The following is a 19,418-nucleotide window of genomic DNA, read 5'->3' as shown; positions in this document are numbered from 1 at the left end:
TGTTTGATCAGGGCAAAACATTCTCGGGTTGATTATGACGGAAGTAGAACAGCAACTTACCCCTCCAACAAAACCAAGACCACCGCGGCGCATTGCTCGAAATGTAGTGCTGATTGTGCTGATCATTCTTTTATTACTGGTCAGTTCTTTGGTTGTGATGATGTCAACGGACAAGGGTAGCCGTTTTCTATTAGACCGTGTACTTCAAAGCCAGAAAACCATTAAATACGAATATGAAAGCGGTAATCTGATCTCAGGCATTATCTTAAAAAATGTGTTGGTACGACTGGAAGGAATTGATGTTTCTTTAGACCGCGCCGATGTATCTTTGGGATGGCGAGCGATTCTTAAGAAAGAAGTGCACCTTAGCCATGCCGATGTTCGTAATCTAAAAATTCTTGATAAGAAACCACCATCAGGCAAACCGTTTGGATTCGATCCGATCAAACTTCCTTTTGTATTGCGCGTTGATGAAGCCAGCCTAGACCATTTGCAATTGCAAACCACTACATCTAAAGTCGATTTTAGTGATATCTATCTAAAAGATGCTTTATGGTCAGAAACAAAATTAAAGTTCAAAGATTCACGCATGAAGATGGAATTTTTGGCAGTAAATAAGGCAACAGGAGAAATGGATTTTAGTGGTAAATATCCACTCAATGCGACTGCCGATTTGATCATTCCATCGCTCAAAAGCCTAGATATTGATGTGATTAAAGTCGCGGCTCGAGGCTCTTTAGATACCTTAAAAGTAGGGGTTGCAACACGTACCCCAGACCTGCTCACAGGTTGGGCGGTAGTGCATCCAGTACGTGATCATGTGCCGATGAATGGTGAGCTGTTCTTTAAGAACTATCATTTACCTTTATTGAAAGATCAGAAGCTTTTTGCCAAAGACGGTATTGCGAAATTTAATGGCGATATCCAAAAATTAGCTTTAAGTTTGAATACAGATTTAAAAGGCGAACAAGTTCCAGAGGGGCAATATACAGCACTGATGGATACTGATTTAACCCATCAATTGAATATCCGTGAGTTTAATGGCCAGTTGATGGGTGGTGTGGTTAGCTTACTGGGTTTTGTAAACTGGCATGATCATGTGTCTTGGGATGTTAAAGGTCGTTTAGAACGCTTAGACCCGAAAGACAAAACTGTTCCGCAAATTGCACAAGATTTCTTGCCACCAAACTTGGATGCGAATTTAAGTTCTACAGGTTCAATGGAAAAAGGCTTGGTGCTGAACGCGCAACTTGCATTTGATAAATTTGAAACTTGGGCGGTTAAGCTAGATCAAGCGGAAGAAAAAGATAATAAAGCACAACCAATGTTGCTGGATGTTTCATGGAAAGGGATTGATCGTGCCATGCCATATATTGGCTGGCTCAGTAGTGAAGAAGGTCATACCAATCTGACTTTAAAAGAAGGTCAGCAAGATATTTATCTGACAACAACGATTCGTCCTCATGAACAAGCTTTATTACCAACAGGAAAATATGATGCGCGTTTAGATGTAAAAGGCGATCTATTAGATGTGGAAAGCTTCCGTTATGAGTCGGAAAAAGGCAGCTTGTCAGGACAGGCCAAAGTTAAGTTGCCTACCGAAAAGCAACAGCTGTCGTGGCAAGCGCAGCTTAAAGCTCAGGATTTTAATCCGCAAACAGTTGCCGCGGCTGCACCGATTAACTTATTAAATGGTGAAATAAAAGCTACTGGTTTTGCCAAACCAAATCAACAAATTATTCAGCTTGAACAGATTGATTTAACAGGGCAATTGCCACAAGACAATAAAACAGAAACCATTGCCTTAAAAGGCAAAAGTACGGCTGCCTTGATTTTTAATGATGAAAAAGCAGGTGGCGGCTTTAAAAGTTTTGCCGTGGATTATAATGGCTCTTTAAATGCGTTGAATCAGGGTAACGGTGTATTAAAGATTAAGGTTGCAGGTACGCCGGATTACATCAAGATCAATGAACTTAATCATGATGGTGTGGCAGGCAAAATCTTTGCAACCGGTGCAGTCAATCTTAAAGATAAACTGGGTTGGGATATTGATGCTTCGCTGGTACGTTTTAAACCGCAATATTTTGTTTCAAGCGTCAAAGGTGAAGTCTCTGGACGAGTTAAAACACTTGGTGTTTGGTCGGATAAACTGAAACGTATTGATATCCGTCAGCTCAATGTTGCAGGTTTCCTAAATAACAAACCCATTCGTGGTCGTGGTAATCTGAGTTTGTTGCTTGATTCGAATCAACAAGGTTTCTTGCCACAACAATTCGAAGCCAATGACTTATTCTTTGCCTATGCACAGAACCAGTTACAAGCCACAGGTAATGCACAAAACCTACGTATTAAGTTGAATGCACCTGCTTTATATGAGCTTTATCCGGGCTTACGTGGTCGTGCCTATGGCAGTTTAAATGTACAGTCACAGCCACGCCTAAAAGCAACTGCGAATATGATGGTTGATAATTTTGCCTTTAATGATTTGGTGACAATTCGTTCATTAAAAGTGCAAGGTGAATTGCCAACCTCTGAAACCACACCAACACAACTGACCGCAACTGTAGATCGTTTGCGTAATGGCAATCGTGAAATTGAACAAGCGACAGTAAACTTGGCGGGAACGCGCAAGGCACATGTGTTAAAGGTTGAGAGTAAAAACCGTCAATCGAATTTTTATCTACAACTGGCTGGCGGTTTCAATCCGAAGAACGACTGGTTAGGTCAACTGCAAAAAGGTAATTTTACCTCGCGTAATATCAGTTTGGTACAAAACCAAAGTGCGCCGATTATCTATACCACGGCGCAACAGGAATTATATGTGGGTCAGCATTGCTGGCAGAGTTCGAGTAGTCAGTTATGTTTGGATCAACCTGCACGTCTTAGCAAAGCAAAAGGCAGTTTCTCATTCATTACCAAAAATCTGGATTTAAAAGACTTTACCGCATTTATGCCTGAAGGTTTGGCTGTTACAGGTCAACTCAATGGTTATGCCAAAGCATCTTGGGCACAGGGTAGTCATCCTAAACTAGATGCACGTTTAGTTACCCAAAAAGGTGAAATCGGATTGGCGGCAGATGATCCACAAGATCCTGCTACAACGGTCACTTATGATGAATTAAGTCTGATTGCGAAAAGTATCAGCGAAGGTTTGTTATTACGCGTCGATATGAAAACACCAGACATTGGGACGGGTTATGCCAATGTGATTGTTAATCCATATCAAGCCAATATGCCAATGCGCGGTGAAGTTGCATTTAATGATGTGCAGTTGAAAGTATTTAAGCCATTTATTAAAGATGTGCGTTCAATGTCAGGGACTTTGGCCTTAGCAGGTAAAATGAATGGAACCTTGACTCGACCTGAGTTTGTCGGTGAGATGCGCTTAAAAAATGGCGCAATTTCGATGATCTCTCTGCCTGTCAATTTAAGCAATATCCAACTTTATTCTTCGATACGTCAGCAATCTGCCAGTATTGATGGTGCGTTTAATAGTGGTCAGGGTGTTGGGCGTTTGAAGGGTAATTTTGATTGGAAAAATGACCCACATTTAAATCTGACCCTGAAAGGTGACAACTTATTGGTACGCCAAGCACCGATGATCACGGCCATTGTAGAGCCAGATTTAAGTTTGGATGTCTATCCTTTTGACCAACGTTTAAGCCTGAAAGGGAAAATTGATGTACCGCGTGCACGTATTTCGATGCCAGAAAGTTCTGCGACGGTAGTGAACTTATCACCTGATGTGCGTGTGGTTCAACAAGGTCAAGACCTGCTGGCGACATTAAAAGCGGCTAAACCGTGGGACATTCGTGCTGATATGACCGTGACTTTAGGTAACCAAGTCATTTTCCAAGGTTTTGAAAGCACCATTCCATTGGTCGGTCGTCTGCACTTATCGCAACGTGGTTTAGAAACTGCAATGCGTGCTAATGGTGCAATTGGTGTCAGTCAGAAAGTGAAGATCGAAGCCTATGGGCAAAGTCTTGATTTGAATCGAGCAATTGCACGTTTCAATGGGCCATTGGCGAACCCGACATTGGATATTGATGCCAATAAACCTGTTCAAGGTAGCATGGTCGGGGTGCGGGTTACAGGTACAGCGACTGTGCCGAATATTCAAATTTATAACGATGCAGGCTTGTCTGAACAAGAAGCCTTGAATGCCTTGCTGACCGGCCGTATTAATGAAGGTAATAGTGGTTTAAGTAACACTGAAGGCTTTAAGTCTGACGTGAATAATACCATTGCTGCTGCGGGTATCAGTATGGGCTTGGGCGGTACGCGTGCTTTGACCAACCAGATTGGTCGAACCTTTGGTCTAAGTGGCTTGGCATTGGATGCACAGGGTACAGGCGATGATACGCAGGTCAGTCTGACAGGCTATATCACGCCAGATCTGTTTATTCGTTATGGTATTGGTGTGTTTACCCCAGTGAATAAATTGACCTTGCGTTATCAGATGAATCGTCGTCTATATCTAGAGGCGAGTCAGTCTTTAGAACGTGCAATTGACGTATTCTATAACTGGCGTTTCTAAGCTTTCTTTAAGCTGTGCTTAGAACAGGAAAGAGGAATTATTTCGATGAAATAGTTCCTCTTTTTTATGGATGTAACACTGTTCAACCTCCCAAAAATCAATTAGGACAAATGTATTAGAGGCCTAGAATAATTTTCTAAACAGTTTTTTTATAAGACATTATCTTGGAAAATAGAAATGTGATAGAATTAATATAACTTATTGAAAATAAACGATTTTACGACATTTTTTGGAGAAAATAAATGAAATCTGTCACTTTTGGTCAGCTTTGGGCAGTGCTTGGCTTAGTGCTCCTCAGTTCGACACTCCAAGTTAATGCCAAGGAATATTATAAATGGGTCGATGCCAAAGGCGTTACCACCTATTCTGCAACACCGCAACCTGTACAAAGGCAAGAACCTCAGCTCGATCCTGTTAAAAAGAATAGCAATACCATAGCACAACAGCCGACTGCACCGAAAGAGCCAAAAATTACAACGGTGACCGCAGCAACTGCCGCAACAACACCAACCAAGCCTGTAACTGCGACCACGACAGCCACAAGCAACCTTACCGCGACAAGTGACGTGCTTATCCCTGTCAAAAACTGCAATGGGGTCAGATGTTGGGATATGAAAGGCAAGTTCTATAATCTCGTCGCAGGAACGACATATCTCTCTGCGAATGGGGGGAAATGTCAAAAGTTAGGCAATAACATGCGCTGTAGCAAATGATTTGTATGTTTTTATTACGGAAAGCATTGTTTTAAAGGCTTCCTTTTGCAAAATAAACAAGTTTCAGTATGATGTGTGCATCAAATTAGCCGCAGTATGATGATGAAAAAAGTTTTGTTTATTGCAATAGGTTTAGTTTTGGCTGGTTGTGCTGAGAAAAAGCCGTTAACCCCTGAAGAACAATGGCATGGCTATTGCGTCAGTGTGGGTAACGCTGCACGTTCGATTACGCTAGATCGTCAAAATGGAATTGAGCAAAAACAAGCAACGGAATATGCGGCAAAGATTGAAGATGAAATGACACGCAAATTTATCTTTAAAATTTTGGACACGGTTTATGCACTTCCTACCGATCAATTGAAAAAAGATCCAGAAGCATTACGTGAAAATTTAAAGAAACAGTTTATGGAAGAATGCTTGGTTACCCCACATGACAAGCTGCCAAACTATAAACTTTTTTAATGTGTATATAAAAAAGACAACACCGTTTGTCTTTTTTTATGGATGTAATTTATTGTTTTATTAGACTTTAACCTAAGACCAAAGCGGTATTTCCAAGGGATGAACATTTCGCTATAAAATAATGGGCATCACGTAGAAATACGGTAGTTGCATTAACATTTAACGCGAAGTCTAGTAAAATTTTACTTGTCCACATTACTTGTAAAGCTTGTAGCAAGCTGGAACTTACAAGTAATTTTTTAAAAAAGAGGAATAACACTGTGCTAGAAGCTTACCGCCAACACGTTGAAGAACGTGCCGCACTCGGAGTCCCACCGAAGCCGCTTGATGATGCTCAAACTGCTGAACTCGTAGCCTTATTAAAAAATCCACCAGCAGGTGAAGAAGCTTATTTAGTAGATTTACTAGAAAATCGTGTTCCAGCAGGTGTTGACCAAGCTGCATATGTAAAAGCTGCTTTCTTAGCTGCCGTTGCAAAAGGCGAAGCAACCTCTCCACTCGTATCTAAAGAACGTGCAGTTTACTTACTAGGTACAATGCTTGGTGGTTATAACGTAGCACCACTTGTTGAACTTCTAGACAATGCTGAACTTGCAGAATTAGCGGCTGAAGCGTTAAAGAAAACACTTCTTGTATTTGATGCGTTCCATGACGTAGCTGACAAAGCAAAAGCAGGTAATGCTGCTGCTAAAGCGGTATTACAATCTTGGGCTGATGCAGAATGGTTCACAAGCCGTGCTGACGTTCCAGAAGAAATCAAAATCACTGTGTTCAAAGTAACAGGTGAGACCAATACGGATGACTTGTCTCCAGCTCAAGACGCTTGGAGCCGTCCAGATATCCCATTACACGCAAACGCAATGTTGAAAAACGAGCGTGATGGTATTAAACCTGAAAAACCAGGTGAAGTTGGTCCATTAAACCAAATCAAAGAATTGATCGCGAAAGGCAACCAAGTTGCTTACGTAGGTGACGTTGTTGGTACGGGGTCTTCTCGTAAATCTGCAACGAACTCTGTACTTTGGTTCTTCGGTGACGAACTTCCACACATTCCAAACAAAAAAGACGGTGGTGTGTGTTTAGGTACTAAGATTGCGCCAATTTTCTTCAACACAATGGAAGATGCAGGTGCATTACCTGTTGAAATCGACGTTGCCAACATGAATATGGGCGACGAAGTTGTATTGAAAATTGATCACGCTGCTGCAAAAGTAACTGCATTCAAAGACGGTGCACAAATTGCAGAAGCTGAGCTTAAAACGCCTGTACTTTTAGACGAAGTACGTGCTGGTGGTCGTATTAACTTGATCATTGGTCGTGGTTTGACAACTAAAGCACGTGAAGAATTAGGTCTTGCACCTTCTACATTGTTCCGTACGCCTGTACAACCTGCTGACACTGGCAAAGGTTTCACCCAAGCTCAGAAGATGGTTGGTCGTGCATGTGGTTTAGCTGAAGGCCAAGGTATCCGTCCGGGTACTTACTGTGAACCTAAGATGACCACTGTTGGTTCTCAAGATACAACAGGTCCGATGACGCGTGATGAGTTAAAAGACTTGGCGTGCTTGGGCTTCTCAGCTGACTTAGTGATGCAGTCTTTCTGTCACACTGCTGCGTATCCAAAACCAGTTGACGTAACAACTCACCATACATTACCTGACTTCATTATGAACCGTGGTGGTGTATCTTTACGTCCAGGTGACGGTATTATCCACTCTTGGTTAAACCGTATGTTACTTCCAGATACTGTTGGTACTGGTGGTGACTCACATACACGTTTCCCAATCGGTATTTCATTCCCAGCAGGTTCTGGTCTTGTTGCGTTCGCAGCTGCAACTGGTGTTATGCCACTGGATATGCCTGAATCTGTACTTGTTAAGTTCAAAGGTAAAATGCAGCCTGGTATCACTTTACGTGACCTTGTACATGCAATTCCTTACTACGCAATTCAAGCGGGTGACTTAACTGTAGAGAAGAAAGGTAAGAAAAACATCTTCTCTGGTCGTATCCTTGAGATCGATTTATCAGAAATGGAAAATGACTTGACTGTTGAGCAAGCATTCGAACTTTCTGATGCATCTGCTGAGCGTTCTGCTGCTGGCTGTTCAATTACACTTTCTGAAGAGAAAGTTGCTGAATACTTACGTTCTAACATCACCATGTTGAAGTGGATGATTGCAGAAGGTTATGGCGATGCGCGTACAATGGCGCGTCGTGCTGAAAACATGCAGAAGTGGTTAGATAACCCAAGCTTGTTGAAAGCGGATGCTGATGCTGAATACTTAAAAGTTTACGAAATCGATCTTGCTGACATCAAAGAACCAATTCTTTGCTGCCCGAACGATCCAGATGACGCTAAACTTCTTTCTGACGTTCAAGGCGACAAGATTGATGAAGTATTCATCGGTTCTTGTATGACCAACATTGGTCACTTCCGTGCGGCGGGTCAGTTACTTGACAAAGTACCTGGTGGTTCATTGTCTACTCGTTTATGGTTGGCTCCACCAACACGTATGGACGAGCATCAATTGATGGAAGAAGGCTTGTATAACATCTATGGCCGTGCTGGTGCGCGTACAGAGATGCCAGGCTGTTCATTATGTATGGGTAACCAAGCACGTGTAGCACCGAACACAACATGTGTATCGACTTCTACACGTAACTTCCCGAACCGTTTAGGTCAAGGTGCAAACGTTTACTTGGCTTCTGCTGAGCTTGCGTCTGTCGCTGCGGTTCTTGGTAAATTACCAAGCCCAGAAGAATATCAACAGTACGCGTCGCAAATCGACAGCGCTTCTGCTGACATCTACAAATACTTGAACTTCGACAAGATGAGCGAATATACAAAAGAAGCTGATCAAGTTGATACCAAGAAAATCCAAGCTGCTCAATTAACCTAATACGTTAGTGAGCTAAAAATAAGGGCTGAGTAATCAGCCCTTATTTTTTTGATGCTGTACTGTCGTTATGCCAGATGTGACTTAACAATTTAGGCAAAGTAAATGTATTAAAAATGAAGATTTACTTTTCAGAATAACTTTAATCTGTGTTTTTTCTTGAGCAATTTCGAGTTTGCTTCTTTTCTATGCTAATTAAATCATCAATACATTTTAATTATTCATGAACAATAAACTTTCCTGTATATGTTCAAGCTTAGTATCTACTGCGTTTATCTTAAACATACAGGATTTTATTCAATCATATAAAAAGGAGTTCGATGATGGAAACTTTTTCCAAAACCTATGTTAAAGCAGCAGGTATTGTTCTTGCAGGATGCCTATTGGCAGCCTGTAATGGTGATGATAAGAAAAAAGTAAATTCTGAGATAAAGCTGCAAACCACCACAGTAGCCTTAACCGCTTTAAGTCAGAGCCTTGTTTGGAAAAATGACCAATGTGATTCGGTATATCGAGATGCGATAGAACAAAATAATAAAGCATTAACCGCCTTGTAAGATTTGAGAGCAGCATTATCCACGCAGCAAAACAATTTAGCCGCTTTTATTGATCAGCGCATGTTGCCTAAGCTTACTCAGTTTGGTTCAGAAGCCACTTTTATCCGTGAACGTTGTAATGCGTCAGATTATGATGGCACGGGTGTGAGTATGGAGCGTCCTGCAATGCTGCGTGAAATGTTGAATGAGTGGCAGGGAACCATTGATTTATTAACGAAACAGCTCAATAAGCCGCCACAAATGAATGTATCAATTCAACCTGCACGTTTAACCAATGTAGATGTTAATACAAACACCGTTGCGGCATTTAAATTTAAAGATTGTTCTGATGGCTTTTGCCCAGAGATGACAGTGATCCCTGCAGGAAGCTATCAAATGGGCGGGACGTTGGAAGAACAGGAGCGAGAAGGCGTACCTGCACAGGCAAGACCTTATGAATTGCCTCAACATCAAGTCAATGTTACGCAACCATTTGCAATGGCATCTCATGAAACAACTGTCTCTCAATTTCATCAATTCCAGAAAGAAACAGGTTGGGAAGTACAGGGCTGTAGAAGTTGGGAAACGCGTGGCGGTGAGTTTAATATGTGGTATCGCAAGGACTTAAACCCGAGTAATCCAGGATTTGCACAGACTGCCCAAGATCCCGTTGTTTGTGTACGTCGTGAAGATGGTCAGGCTTTTTCTGCATGGTTGTCTGAAAAAACAGGAAAAACCTACCGTTTGCCGACTGAGGCAGAATGGGAGTATGCAGCGCGGGCAGGGACATCTACCGCATTCTATTGGGGTAATGACCCTGAGCGTGATCAAGCCTGCAAGTACGCCAATGTTTTGGATGTAAGCACGACAAGCACAGAAACCAATACAGCGACATGGCGAGCATTTAACTGTAACGATGGTTATGCATATACCGCACCTGTGGGCTCATTTTTACCGAATGCTTTTGGTTTATATGATGTACTCGCCAATGCGCGTGAATGGGTAGATGATTGTTGGCATGCCAATTATCAAGGTGCGCCTGCAACAGCAGTACGTTGGGGTGCTGAAAATAATGGTCTGTGTAACTTCCCAGTATTGCGTGGTGGGGCGTGGATTTATAATGTTCATAATGTGCGAACGGCTTACCGCAATGCCTATTATTCGTCTCAGGCACGTTCAACGATGTGGGGTTTCCGTGTAGTTCGGGAAATTTAAGATTATCGGTTAAATTACTTAATTGACTTAAGCAGTTGGGTTAGCAAAAATAAGGACTGAGTAATCAGTCTTTTTTCTTAATTATTTGAAAAAGAATTAAAAATAGGATAAAAAGATATAAATAATTGGAAAAGTAATTATGGATAATAAAATTATAAGAGCTAGCTTGCTGGGTGATCAAATAGCGGAAAATGATAGGTTCAATCTTAGTATTAATTTTATTGAAACTGCAGCATATAGGACAATAATAGAATCTAAAGATGCTACTGTTGTGATTGGGCGGAGGGGTACAGGCAAAAGTGCTATTTTCTATAAACTCCATGAAGTATGGCGCCAGCAGAAAAATTATACTATTGCAATTTCACCAGAAGATCAGGAAACAATTTTTTTTAGAAGAGTTTTTTCATTCTTTAATGTTAATTACTCTACAGCTAGAGCTGCTGCAAAATTATTCGTTAAATATGGGTTTTATTTAGAAATATTAAATTCATTTTCGAAAGATTATAAATTGAAAGATGTATGTACAAATGATTTGGTTATTTTTAAGGAGCTAACAGAATGGCAGAAATATAATCAAAATAGTTTTTTTATGAGATTGGCGTTGAAAATGCAGGATGTTTTAAAAAGCTATAAAGACCCTGAGTTAGCTCTAGGGTTGTTAAGCGCCGATTTAAGATTGCAGGATTTTGAAAGGTTTATAGAAAAAAATATTGTTACTAAAAGAAATAATATATGTATTTTAGTAGATAAATTAGATGAAGGTTATGAAAATGATGAAATAGGGGCAGCTATAGTCTCTGGCACAATTCTTTCTGGTGTTGAATTAAATAAGAAGTTTGAGAAAATAAGAGTTATTATATTTCAGAGAGACAATATTATTCGTTCAGTAGCCCGTTATGATGATGATTATACAAGAAACATTGAAGGTGAGTTGATACGAATACATTGGGACGTAAGACAACTTTTTAACTTAGTTACGAAGCGTATAAACTCTAGTTTAAATCTTAATTTAGAAAATTCTAGAAAAATATGGGATCGTATTGCTGTAGATCAAGGGCTTGGTAATGAACTTAAAGGAGAAGAGGGCTTTAAAAAATGTTTACAATTTACTCTTTATAGACCTAGAGATATAATTTCATTATTAAATAAAGCTTTTTATCAGTGCCTATCAGAAGATAGAAATAACTTGATTATGCGAGATATTGAGGCTGCAGCTAAATTAATTTCTAAAGCTAGGCTAGATGATCTGCAAAAAGAATATTATGCAATTTTTCCATCAATAAAGCCTGCTGTAAATGCATTTATGGGCACAACATCCAAAATGTCTGTTGATGAAATGCTACAAACTGTTGAAAGTTATTTTAGTTCAGTGATTAGCTTAAGTGAGAAAGAAAAATTAGATTACAGCGTTTTAAGTTCCTCAGGTGTTTTGCGGTCATTATATAGCGTAGGATTCGTTGGTATATATGATAGTCAAAGTAATATTTTTACTTTTTGTCATGATGGAAGAAACCCAGATAGGGAATTTAGAGATAATGATAATGTATTAATTCATCCTTGTTATTGGATTGCACTAAATCTTTCAAAAAATGCTTTGTCTCCTGATGATGCTGAACAGATAAATGATGAATATGAAATTGAAGTAACATCTTTAGCACCTCAATTAAGATCACAAAAAATAGGTGAACTTACCTCTGCACTAGGAAATATAAAAGATGGCATAAGTGATGCTTCAGAATTTGAAAAATGGTGTTTTAATGTGCTCAAATTAATTTTTAGTTCACATCTTGATAATTTTAATTTACATCCAAATGGGGCGGCAACTCAGCGCAGAGATGTTATTGCCACTAATCTAGAAGTCTCTACAGTATGGAAACGTATTAAAGCAGATTATGATGTTCGTCATGTGATATTTGAGATAAAGAACTATAAAGACATAGGTTCAGATGAGTATAGACAAATGGCATCATATTTAAATAAAAACTATGGAAAACTAGGTTTTATTATTACAAAGAGTGATTTAAATGAACCAAAAAAAGGAGTTGAGTTAGATTGGTGTAAGGAAATGTATAATACTCAAGGTAAATTAATAATTAAATTAAATGCTAAGTTTTTAGCAAGTATTTTAAGTAAGTTGAGAAATCCAGAAAAATATGATGTGATTGATAAGTCCTTTGCCAAACTATTGGATAATTATGAAACTCAGTATCTAGGCGAATTCAAACATGAGGTGCGACAGTTTGAAAAGTCTTATGATAATCAACAAGCTGAGCAAATTTCTCTAATGGTGTAAGCCAATCTAACGCTTTTCTAGGACGAGTATTCAGTGACATGGCAACTTGATTTAAATAATGCTGATCTGCCTGATTTAAATCAATCCCTTTAGGTAAATATTGCCTAATTAAACCATTCATATTTTCGCATGTGCCTTTTTGCCAGGGTGAATGTGGGTCACAGAAATATACATCTATGCCTAAATCTTCTTCAAGTATTTTATGTTCTGCCATCTCGCGTCCACGGTCATAGGTCAACGTTTTACGCAGTTCTGCAGGTAAATATTTCAGAGCTTCAGTTAAAGCCTTGCGCACTGATTCTGCCTTTGCATCAGGTAATGTTGCCAAGATACAGAGCCGTGTATTTCGTTCAATAAGTGTTGCTATCGAACTTTTATTGTCTTTACCTTTAATTAAATCAGCTTCCCAATGACCCGGTATTTTTCTTTCTTGAACTTCGGCTGGGCGCTCATGAATAGTTTTAATATCCTGTAATATAGAATCTTTTTTAGGTTCACCGTTAGCTTTTCGCTTTTTATTTTCATGACGCAGACAGGATAATAAGTCTTTTTTCAACTCACCCTTTGGTAATGCTCGTATCGTTGAATAAATCGTTGTATGGCTTACATTCATTGTTTGATCCAAATCAGGAAATGTCTTTAAACGCTTTGCTATTTGCTGAGGAGACCATAAACAACGGATCGCTTCAACAATAAATTTCCAGAGGATTGAATCGATTTTGAGTTTTCTGTGACCACGTCTACGTCTAGCGAAGGTGTTATCAGAAGCATATCGAGCTTGATAAACGTCATTGATGCTATTTCTTTTAAGCTCACGATAGATCGTACTAGGATGTCTTTTAATGAGTTCAGCAAATTTTCTGGCTGAAAAGCCTTCTTTTCTTGACTCAAGCATTAATGCAGTACGATCTTCAAAGTTAAGATGATGGTATGACAATTTTATATACTCCATAAACCCTTTAAATTAATTAGGTGGTTTATGTCGCACTTCAAGTTTTACTCTGCCCTATCTCAAAAATCAACTAGAAAAAATATTAAGTAAAATTTTTGTGATGGTTTATTATTAAAACTAAACCATCACAAAAATTATTAAAATCACCAATAACCCAGCACTTTCCACCAAAGTCCGCCAATCACCACAAATATGATGATATTGACGACACTCATGACAAAGCCAGCTTTCCACCATTCACCCAGTGTGGTGTAACCCGAACCAAATACCACAGGCGATGTACCCGTTGCATAATGGGTTAAGGTCATCATGATGCTAGAGGCCGCTGCCATCATTAAGGCAAACAACATTGGTGGCGCACCTAACGCCAGTCCCGCTGTATAAAAGGCCGCGAACATGGCAGTAATATGTGCCGTGGTACTGGCAAACATATAATGTGCATACAAATAGGCGAGCATTAATAGTAAACAGGCCGGCATCCAGCTGAGACCTAAATGACCAATCCCAGTTTCTAACACACCTGAGAACCATGTGATTAAACCGAGCTTATTTAAATAAGTCGCCATCATCACCAAAGCAGCAAACCAAGTAATGGTATCCCACGCGCTTTTTTGCGTCAGGATATCTTCCCAAGTCAGTACACCCGTAATCAGCAGCAAGCCCAAACCAATAAAGGCAGTTGTGGTAGGGTCAACCGCCCAAGCTGAACCGAAGATCATGGCAGGGATACCTGCCCATAACAGCAGCAAGATACCAAATACACCGAGCATAATGATTTCATTTTTGCTGACAGGGCCCATTTCTTTTAACTTGGTTTTGGCAAACTGAGCAGCATTCGGAGTCTCTTTGACTTCAGGTGGATACATCCAGTACATAATCAATGGCATGATGATCAAAGCAATCAAACCGGGTAATAACATCGCCAGTGCCCATGTACTCCAACTCAAGGAAATCTGACTATTGGTTGCTTTCGCCACCAAATCAACGACCAAAGGGTTAGGGGCAGTTGCGGTAATAAACATGGCAGAGGTAATCGGGTTGGCTTGATAGTTGACCAAAGCTAAATATTTCCCCATACGACCTTCGGTGCCTTTGGAAGGGTCAGAGTCATAACTGGTAGAAATTGCACGGACAATCGGATGAATAATCCCGCCACCACGTGCGGTATTACTTGGGGTAACAGGTGCAAGAATCAGCTCGGAAAGCACCATGCTATAACCAATACCAATGGTTTTCTTGCCCCAAACTGCGATAAATAAATAACCTAAGCGTGCGCCGAGTCCCGTTTTTTGCAAACCTTTAGAAATCATGATCGAAATACCGATCAACCAAATCAGAGGATTGGCAAAACTGCTGAGTGCATCTTGAATAGCACCACTTGGACTATCGTTGGTAACACCTGTCACGGCGACTAAGGTAATGGCAATAATCGCAATCGCACCGATTGGCATGGCCTTACCAATAATGGCAGCAATCACACCAACAAACATTGCCAGTAAATGCCAAGCATCAGGATCAACGCCTGTAGGCACAGGAATTACGAACCAGATCAGTAATGCAATAAATAAAGAGATCAGCGTAGGGAGAGTTTTAAATCCCATGTAATTTCCCCTTGTTGTACGGGTTTAATAAAATTTATAGTTCTTTATGAATGAATCGTTAAAGAAAATAACCACTAAGCTTTTATTATCGTTGAAGCGAGCGCCAAACTGCAAAGAAAGTTTTGTTGAAACAGCGTTATATAGGACAATGAGTTGGCGAATGATTTTGTTTTAAACGAGAAAATAGGGCTTCAGATTAAAATCCCTTATTAAATATGAAAGCATCATGCTACATTTTGAGCTTGCTTGATCAAACAATAAGTATGGTATGACTCAATTTTCATGGCAGCAATTAAGACGCTTTGTTTATGACAATTTGCACAATGATGACTATAAAAGTACGGTTAGCACCTGCGTAAACTATCTACTGATTGCCTTGATTATTGGCAATGTTGCTGCGGTTCTATTGGAGTCCGTCAACGAATTTTATCAACTGTACAAGCCTTATTTCGATATTTTTGAAAATCTCTCGATCATCATTTTTAGTGGGGAATACCTGCTGAGGCTTTGGAGTATTGTTGAGAAGGAGCCACAAGAGGCTGCTTGGAAACAACGGATTCGCTGGATGAAAAGTGGTGGGGCAATTATCGATTTATTGGCGATTTTGCCTGCTTATCTCAATTTCATTGTTCCGATCGATTTGCGTTTCTTGCGGGTCTTACGTTTGGTTCGTTTATTGAAATTGACACGTTATTTTGTTTCCCTGCAAATTTTACTGCGCGTCATTCAACGTGAAAAAGGCTCATTCCAAGCGGTTATTTTTATCTTGGTCATTATGATTGTGATGACGGCATCTGCGATTTATGTGGTTGAAAATAAAGCTCAGCCTGAAGCCTTTAGCTCAATCCCACAATCGATGTGGTGGGCAGTGGTCACCTTAACCACAGTCGGTTATGGCGATGTGACACCAGTGACTAACTTGGGTCGGATACTTGGTGCATTTATTACTATTCTTGGTGTCGGTATTGCCGCTTTACCAGCAGGTATTTTGGCTTCTGGTCTTGCCAATGAGTTGAATATGCGTAATCAGCGACTGGAACAGGAATTTAGAGAGGTACTACAGGCCAAAGGTTTAGACTTGCTGCATGATCAAGTGGAAATTGAACGGATTCGCAAAAAGGTGGGTTTACCCAAAGAGCAGACCCATGAAATTATTATGCAACTGGTCAGGGAAAAGCTACTTGAAGATCAGGAGCAAGAAAAGAAATTGTGCCGCTACTGCCCACACTGTGGTGAAAAGCTTCCTGAATAATTTGAAATTTATTATAAAAATGTAGCCTAAGGTTTAAGTACCGGTTGGCAATACTCCGTCATTTATTCTGCTTAGATAGTACCTCAATTCGGCGCTAAAGCTCAGCTACGCTGCGGCTTAGCGTCTTTTTTATCATGATTAAATGTCGATTTAATTAAGCTGTACTTCACATAGATGATGTTTCATTTAAAAAAGTTAACAATAATCTTTATCATTTGTGATAGCTTCTTATTATCTGATTTGTATTTTTTAAGCTTATTTTAAGTTTGCGCATCCTATGAAGTTCTCCCAACATGATTAAGCGGCGTTATCTAATTTTACTATTGCTTCCATTGGCATTTATTTCCTTATTTGTCGGTGTGGGTGAGATGAGTCTTGCGGGTTTATGGGCAGGTAATCCACATGACTGGCAATTGTTCTGGACCAGTCGTTTACCGCGTCTCATGGCAATTATTGTGGCGGGTGCAGGCCTGAGTGTCTGTGGTTTGATTATGCAATCACTCAGCCGCAACCGTTTTGTTTCTCCAACCACTGCTGGTTTATATGACTGTGCCCGTTTAGGCGTACTGGTTTCGATTATTTTACTGCCGAGTGCTTCAATCTTTGTAAAAACAGGCTTTGCGATTGCCGTGACACTGATGGGGGCAATGGCATTTATGAGCATTCTGGCGACCCTCAAGCATCGGGATACCGTCTTTGTTCCACTGGTGGGAATGATTTTCGGCAGTATTATCTCAGCCTTTACCACCTTTATTGCCTTGCAAATGGATCTATTACAAAACTTGGCAGGTTGGTTGCAAGGTGATTTTTCCACCATTTTAAATGGCCAATATGAGCTGATCTATCTCAGTGTTCCTGTGTTGATTCTGATTTATGTCTTTGCCAATCGTTTTGTCTTGGCAGGTTTGGGACAGGATTTTGCCACCAATCTTGGACTGAACTATAAGCAGACCTTGTTTTTGGGTTTACTACTCGTCTCGGTGATTACAGGTGTGGTGATTGTGACCGTTGGCGCAATTCCTTTTCTTGGGCTGATCGTACCGAATTTGGTCAGCTTATATCTAGGCGACAATATCCGTCGAACACTTTCACATACTGCATTACTCGGTGCCTTACTGGTTCTGCTTTGCGATGTTTTTGGCAGGGTGGTGATTTATCCATATGAGGTCTCTGTGAGTTTGATTATGGGTGTCGTCGGCAGTGTGATTTTCCTGTGGTTATTACTGAGGAGATATCGCTATGCCTCATAAAACCAAGCTGATTATTTTAGCCTTCTTGATGCTGCTGAGTATTGCCTTATATCTGGGCTGGAATTTGGGTGTGGCATGGCAATACGCACTCGGTCTGCGTTTAAAAACCGTTGCTGCAATCATCGTCGCAGGCGTTGCTGTGGGTGTCTCAACTTTGGTCTTTCATACCATTGTGAATAACCGAGTGGTGACACCACAGGCTCTAGGATTGGATAAGCTATATGAACTATCCAAGACAGCAATTATTTATTTCTTTGGTGCGAGTACTTTACTGTCACTTAACTTTGTTACGGATTATCTGATCAGTTTGCTACTCATGGTCACTTTTGCCTTGTTGCTATATCGGTTTATTTTCCAAAAAGTTGCACAGCAAAATATTTATTTCCTGTTATTAGTGGGGCTGATCTGTTCGACTTTATTCGACAACATGACCACCTTCTTTCAGGTCTTGCTCGATCCTGATGAATTTCAAATTGCAGCCTATGCCGGTTTTGCTAGTTTTAATGTGGTGAAAATGGAAACGGTTGGACTGTCTTTGCTGACCATTGTGCCGATTCTGTTTTACAGCTTAAAGCACTATCACAGGCTGGATGTGATGGCGCTGGGACGAGATCATGCCCTGAATTTGGGTCTGGATTATGACAAGACCAGTCGCGTGTTATTGATTCTGGTGGTATTGGCCTTGGCTTCAGCAACAGCTTTGGCAGGTCCGATGATGTTCCTTGGCTTGCTGGTCCTTAACATTACCCTCGAGCTGTTCAAGACCCATCAGCATCACATCTTATTACTCGGCATTATTCTGGTCAGCATCCTGTGTTTGATGATCGGGCAATTCATCGTATTACATCTATTGAATTTCAAAACCACGTTGAGTGTGATCATTAATTTTGTCGGTGGAATTTATTTCTTCTGGATATTACTGAAGGAAAATAAAAAATGGCAATAGAGCTAAAGAATTTAAGCAAAAGCTATCAGCAACAACAGGTGGTACATGCGCTTTCACTGAGTATTGCCAAAGGTCAGTTTACCGCTTTCATTGGTCCGAATGGTGCGGGTAAAAGTACCGTACTTTCGATGATGAGCCGCCTAATCGAGGCTGATCAAGGGCAAGTTTTGCTGGACGGGCAAGATTTACATCAGATGAAAAGCGCCGAGATTGCGAAAAAGCTGGCCATCTTAAAACAGTCCAATCATACCGAGTTAAGACTGAGTATTGAAGATTTGGTGGCATTTGGTCGCTTCCCATATTCACAAGGACGCTTGACCGCAGAAGATCGCGAGGTCATCGACCGTTCCATTGCTTATATGGATTTAGAGGCACTACGCCATCGCCAACTCAGTGAGCTGTCTGGTGGCCAACGTCAGCGCGCTTATATCGCCATGATTCTGGCACAAGACACCGATTATATCTTGCTGGATGAACCTTTGAATAATCTGGATATGAAGCACTCTTCACAAATTATGAAGGTGTTAAAAGATCTGGCTGAAAATCATGGCAAATCCATCATTGTCGTGATTCATGACATCAATTTTGCCTCAGTGTATGCCGATCACATCATTGCCATGAAAGAAGGGCAATTGGTCTACCAAGGTCATCCACAGCAGATGATGGATGAACGCATTCTCAAGGATATCTTCGATTTTCATATCCCGATTCAACAGGTTCAACAACACAAATTAGGTTTGTATTTCATTAGTTAGGAGTTC

13 protein-coding genes are annotated in these 19,418 nt (G+C 40.5%); 11 read left to right on the top strand and 2 right to left on the bottom strand.

Annotated elements, in window-relative coordinates:
- Positions 1 to 34 precede the first annotated feature (34 nt).
- The 7 genes from F896_RS08440 (at position 35) to F896_RS08460 (ending at position 12,656) form a co-directional block, all read left to right on the top strand.
- Entirely contained in the window at positions 35 to 4,540 is a 4,506-nt protein-coding gene (locus tag F896_RS08440) for a translocation/assembly module TamB domain-containing protein (RefSeq protein WP_016163959.1), read from the top strand.
- A 242-nt stretch (positions 4,541 to 4,782) separates the two neighbouring features.
- Positions 4,783 to 5,253, top strand: coding sequence for a DUF4124 domain-containing protein (locus F896_RS08445; protein WP_016163958.1), 471 nt, complete (start codon positions 4,783 to 4,785; stop codon positions 5,251 to 5,253).
- Positions 5,254 to 5,355: 102 nt separating this feature from the next.
- Positions 5,356 to 5,715, top strand: a complete 360-nt coding sequence (locus tag F896_RS08450; RefSeq protein ID WP_016163957.1) for a hypothetical protein — start codon at positions 5,356 to 5,358, stop codon at positions 5,713 to 5,715.
- A gap of 260 nt (positions 5,716 to 5,975) precedes the next feature.
- Complete coding sequence (locus F896_RS08455; protein ID WP_016163956.1) at positions 5,976 to 8,615, top strand: bifunctional aconitate hydratase 2/2-methylisocitrate dehydratase; 2,640 nt, start codon at positions 5,976 to 5,978, stop codon at positions 8,613 to 8,615.
- A 320-nt stretch (positions 8,616 to 8,935) separates the two neighbouring features.
- Positions 8,936 to 9,169 carry a hypothetical protein gene (locus tag F896_RS21260; protein WP_016163955.1) on the top strand — a complete coding sequence of 78 codons (234 nt, stop codon included), beginning with the start codon at positions 8,936 to 8,938 and terminating at the stop codon, positions 9,167 to 9,169.
- 3 nt (positions 9,170 to 9,172) lie between these two features.
- Positions 9,173 to 10,363, top strand: coding sequence for a formylglycine-generating enzyme family protein (locus tag F896_RS0119900; RefSeq protein WP_081402381.1), 1,191 nt, complete (start codon positions 9,173 to 9,175; stop codon positions 10,361 to 10,363).
- Positions 10,364 to 10,502: 139 nt separating this feature from the next.
- Positions 10,503 to 12,656, top strand: a complete 2,154-nt coding sequence (locus F896_RS08460) for a P-loop ATPase, Sll1717 family (protein WP_016163953.1) — start codon at positions 10,503 to 10,505, stop codon at positions 12,654 to 12,656.
- Here F896_RS08460 and F896_RS08465 read toward each other — a convergent pair.
- Entirely contained in the window at positions 12,583 to 13,551 is a 969-nt protein-coding gene (locus F896_RS08465; RefSeq protein ID WP_014538385.1) for an IS30 family transposase, read from the bottom strand. The two genes, F896_RS08460 and F896_RS08465, sit on opposite strands and share 74 nt — an antisense overlap.
- 200 nt (positions 13,552 to 13,751) lie before the next feature.
- Complete coding sequence (locus tag F896_RS08470) at positions 13,752 to 15,209, bottom strand: DASS family sodium-coupled anion symporter (protein ID WP_016163952.1); 1,458 nt, start codon at positions 15,207 to 15,209, stop codon at positions 13,752 to 13,754.
- A 268-nt stretch (positions 15,210 to 15,477) separates the two neighbouring features.
- Between F896_RS08470 and F896_RS08475 the strand changes: the two genes are divergently transcribed.
- From F896_RS08475 to F896_RS08490, 4 genes are all read left to right on the top strand, one after another.
- Positions 15,478 to 16,461: an ion transporter gene (locus F896_RS08475; protein WP_016163951.1), complete on the top strand. Its 984-nt coding sequence runs from the start codon at positions 15,478 to 15,480 to the stop codon at positions 16,459 to 16,461.
- Positions 16,462 to 16,754: 293 nt separating this feature from the next.
- Entirely contained in the window at positions 16,755 to 17,711 is a 957-nt protein-coding gene (locus tag F896_RS08480) for an ABC transporter permease (RefSeq protein WP_016163950.1), read from the top strand.
- A complete protein-coding gene (locus F896_RS08485) occupies positions 17,701 to 18,657 on the top strand; it encodes an iron chelate uptake ABC transporter family permease subunit (RefSeq protein WP_016163949.1) in 957 nt (318 codons plus the stop codon). Before F896_RS08480 ends, F896_RS08485 begins: the two co-directional genes overlap by 11 nt.
- Positions 18,648 to 19,412, top strand: coding sequence for an iron ABC transporter ATP-binding protein (locus tag F896_RS08490; RefSeq protein WP_016163948.1), 765 nt, complete (start codon positions 18,648 to 18,650; stop codon positions 19,410 to 19,412). Before F896_RS08485 ends, F896_RS08490 begins: the two co-directional genes overlap by 10 nt.
- The last annotated feature ends 6 nt before the right edge of the window (positions 19,413 to 19,418 follow it).

The sequence above is a fragment of the Acinetobacter genomosp. 15BJ genome, from assembly GCF_000400715.1.
Lineage (GTDB): Bacteria > Pseudomonadota > Gammaproteobacteria > Pseudomonadales > Moraxellaceae > Acinetobacter.
The sequence above is the reverse complement of the archived record's forward strand: the minus strand, read 5'-3'. Positions and strand labels throughout refer to the sequence as shown.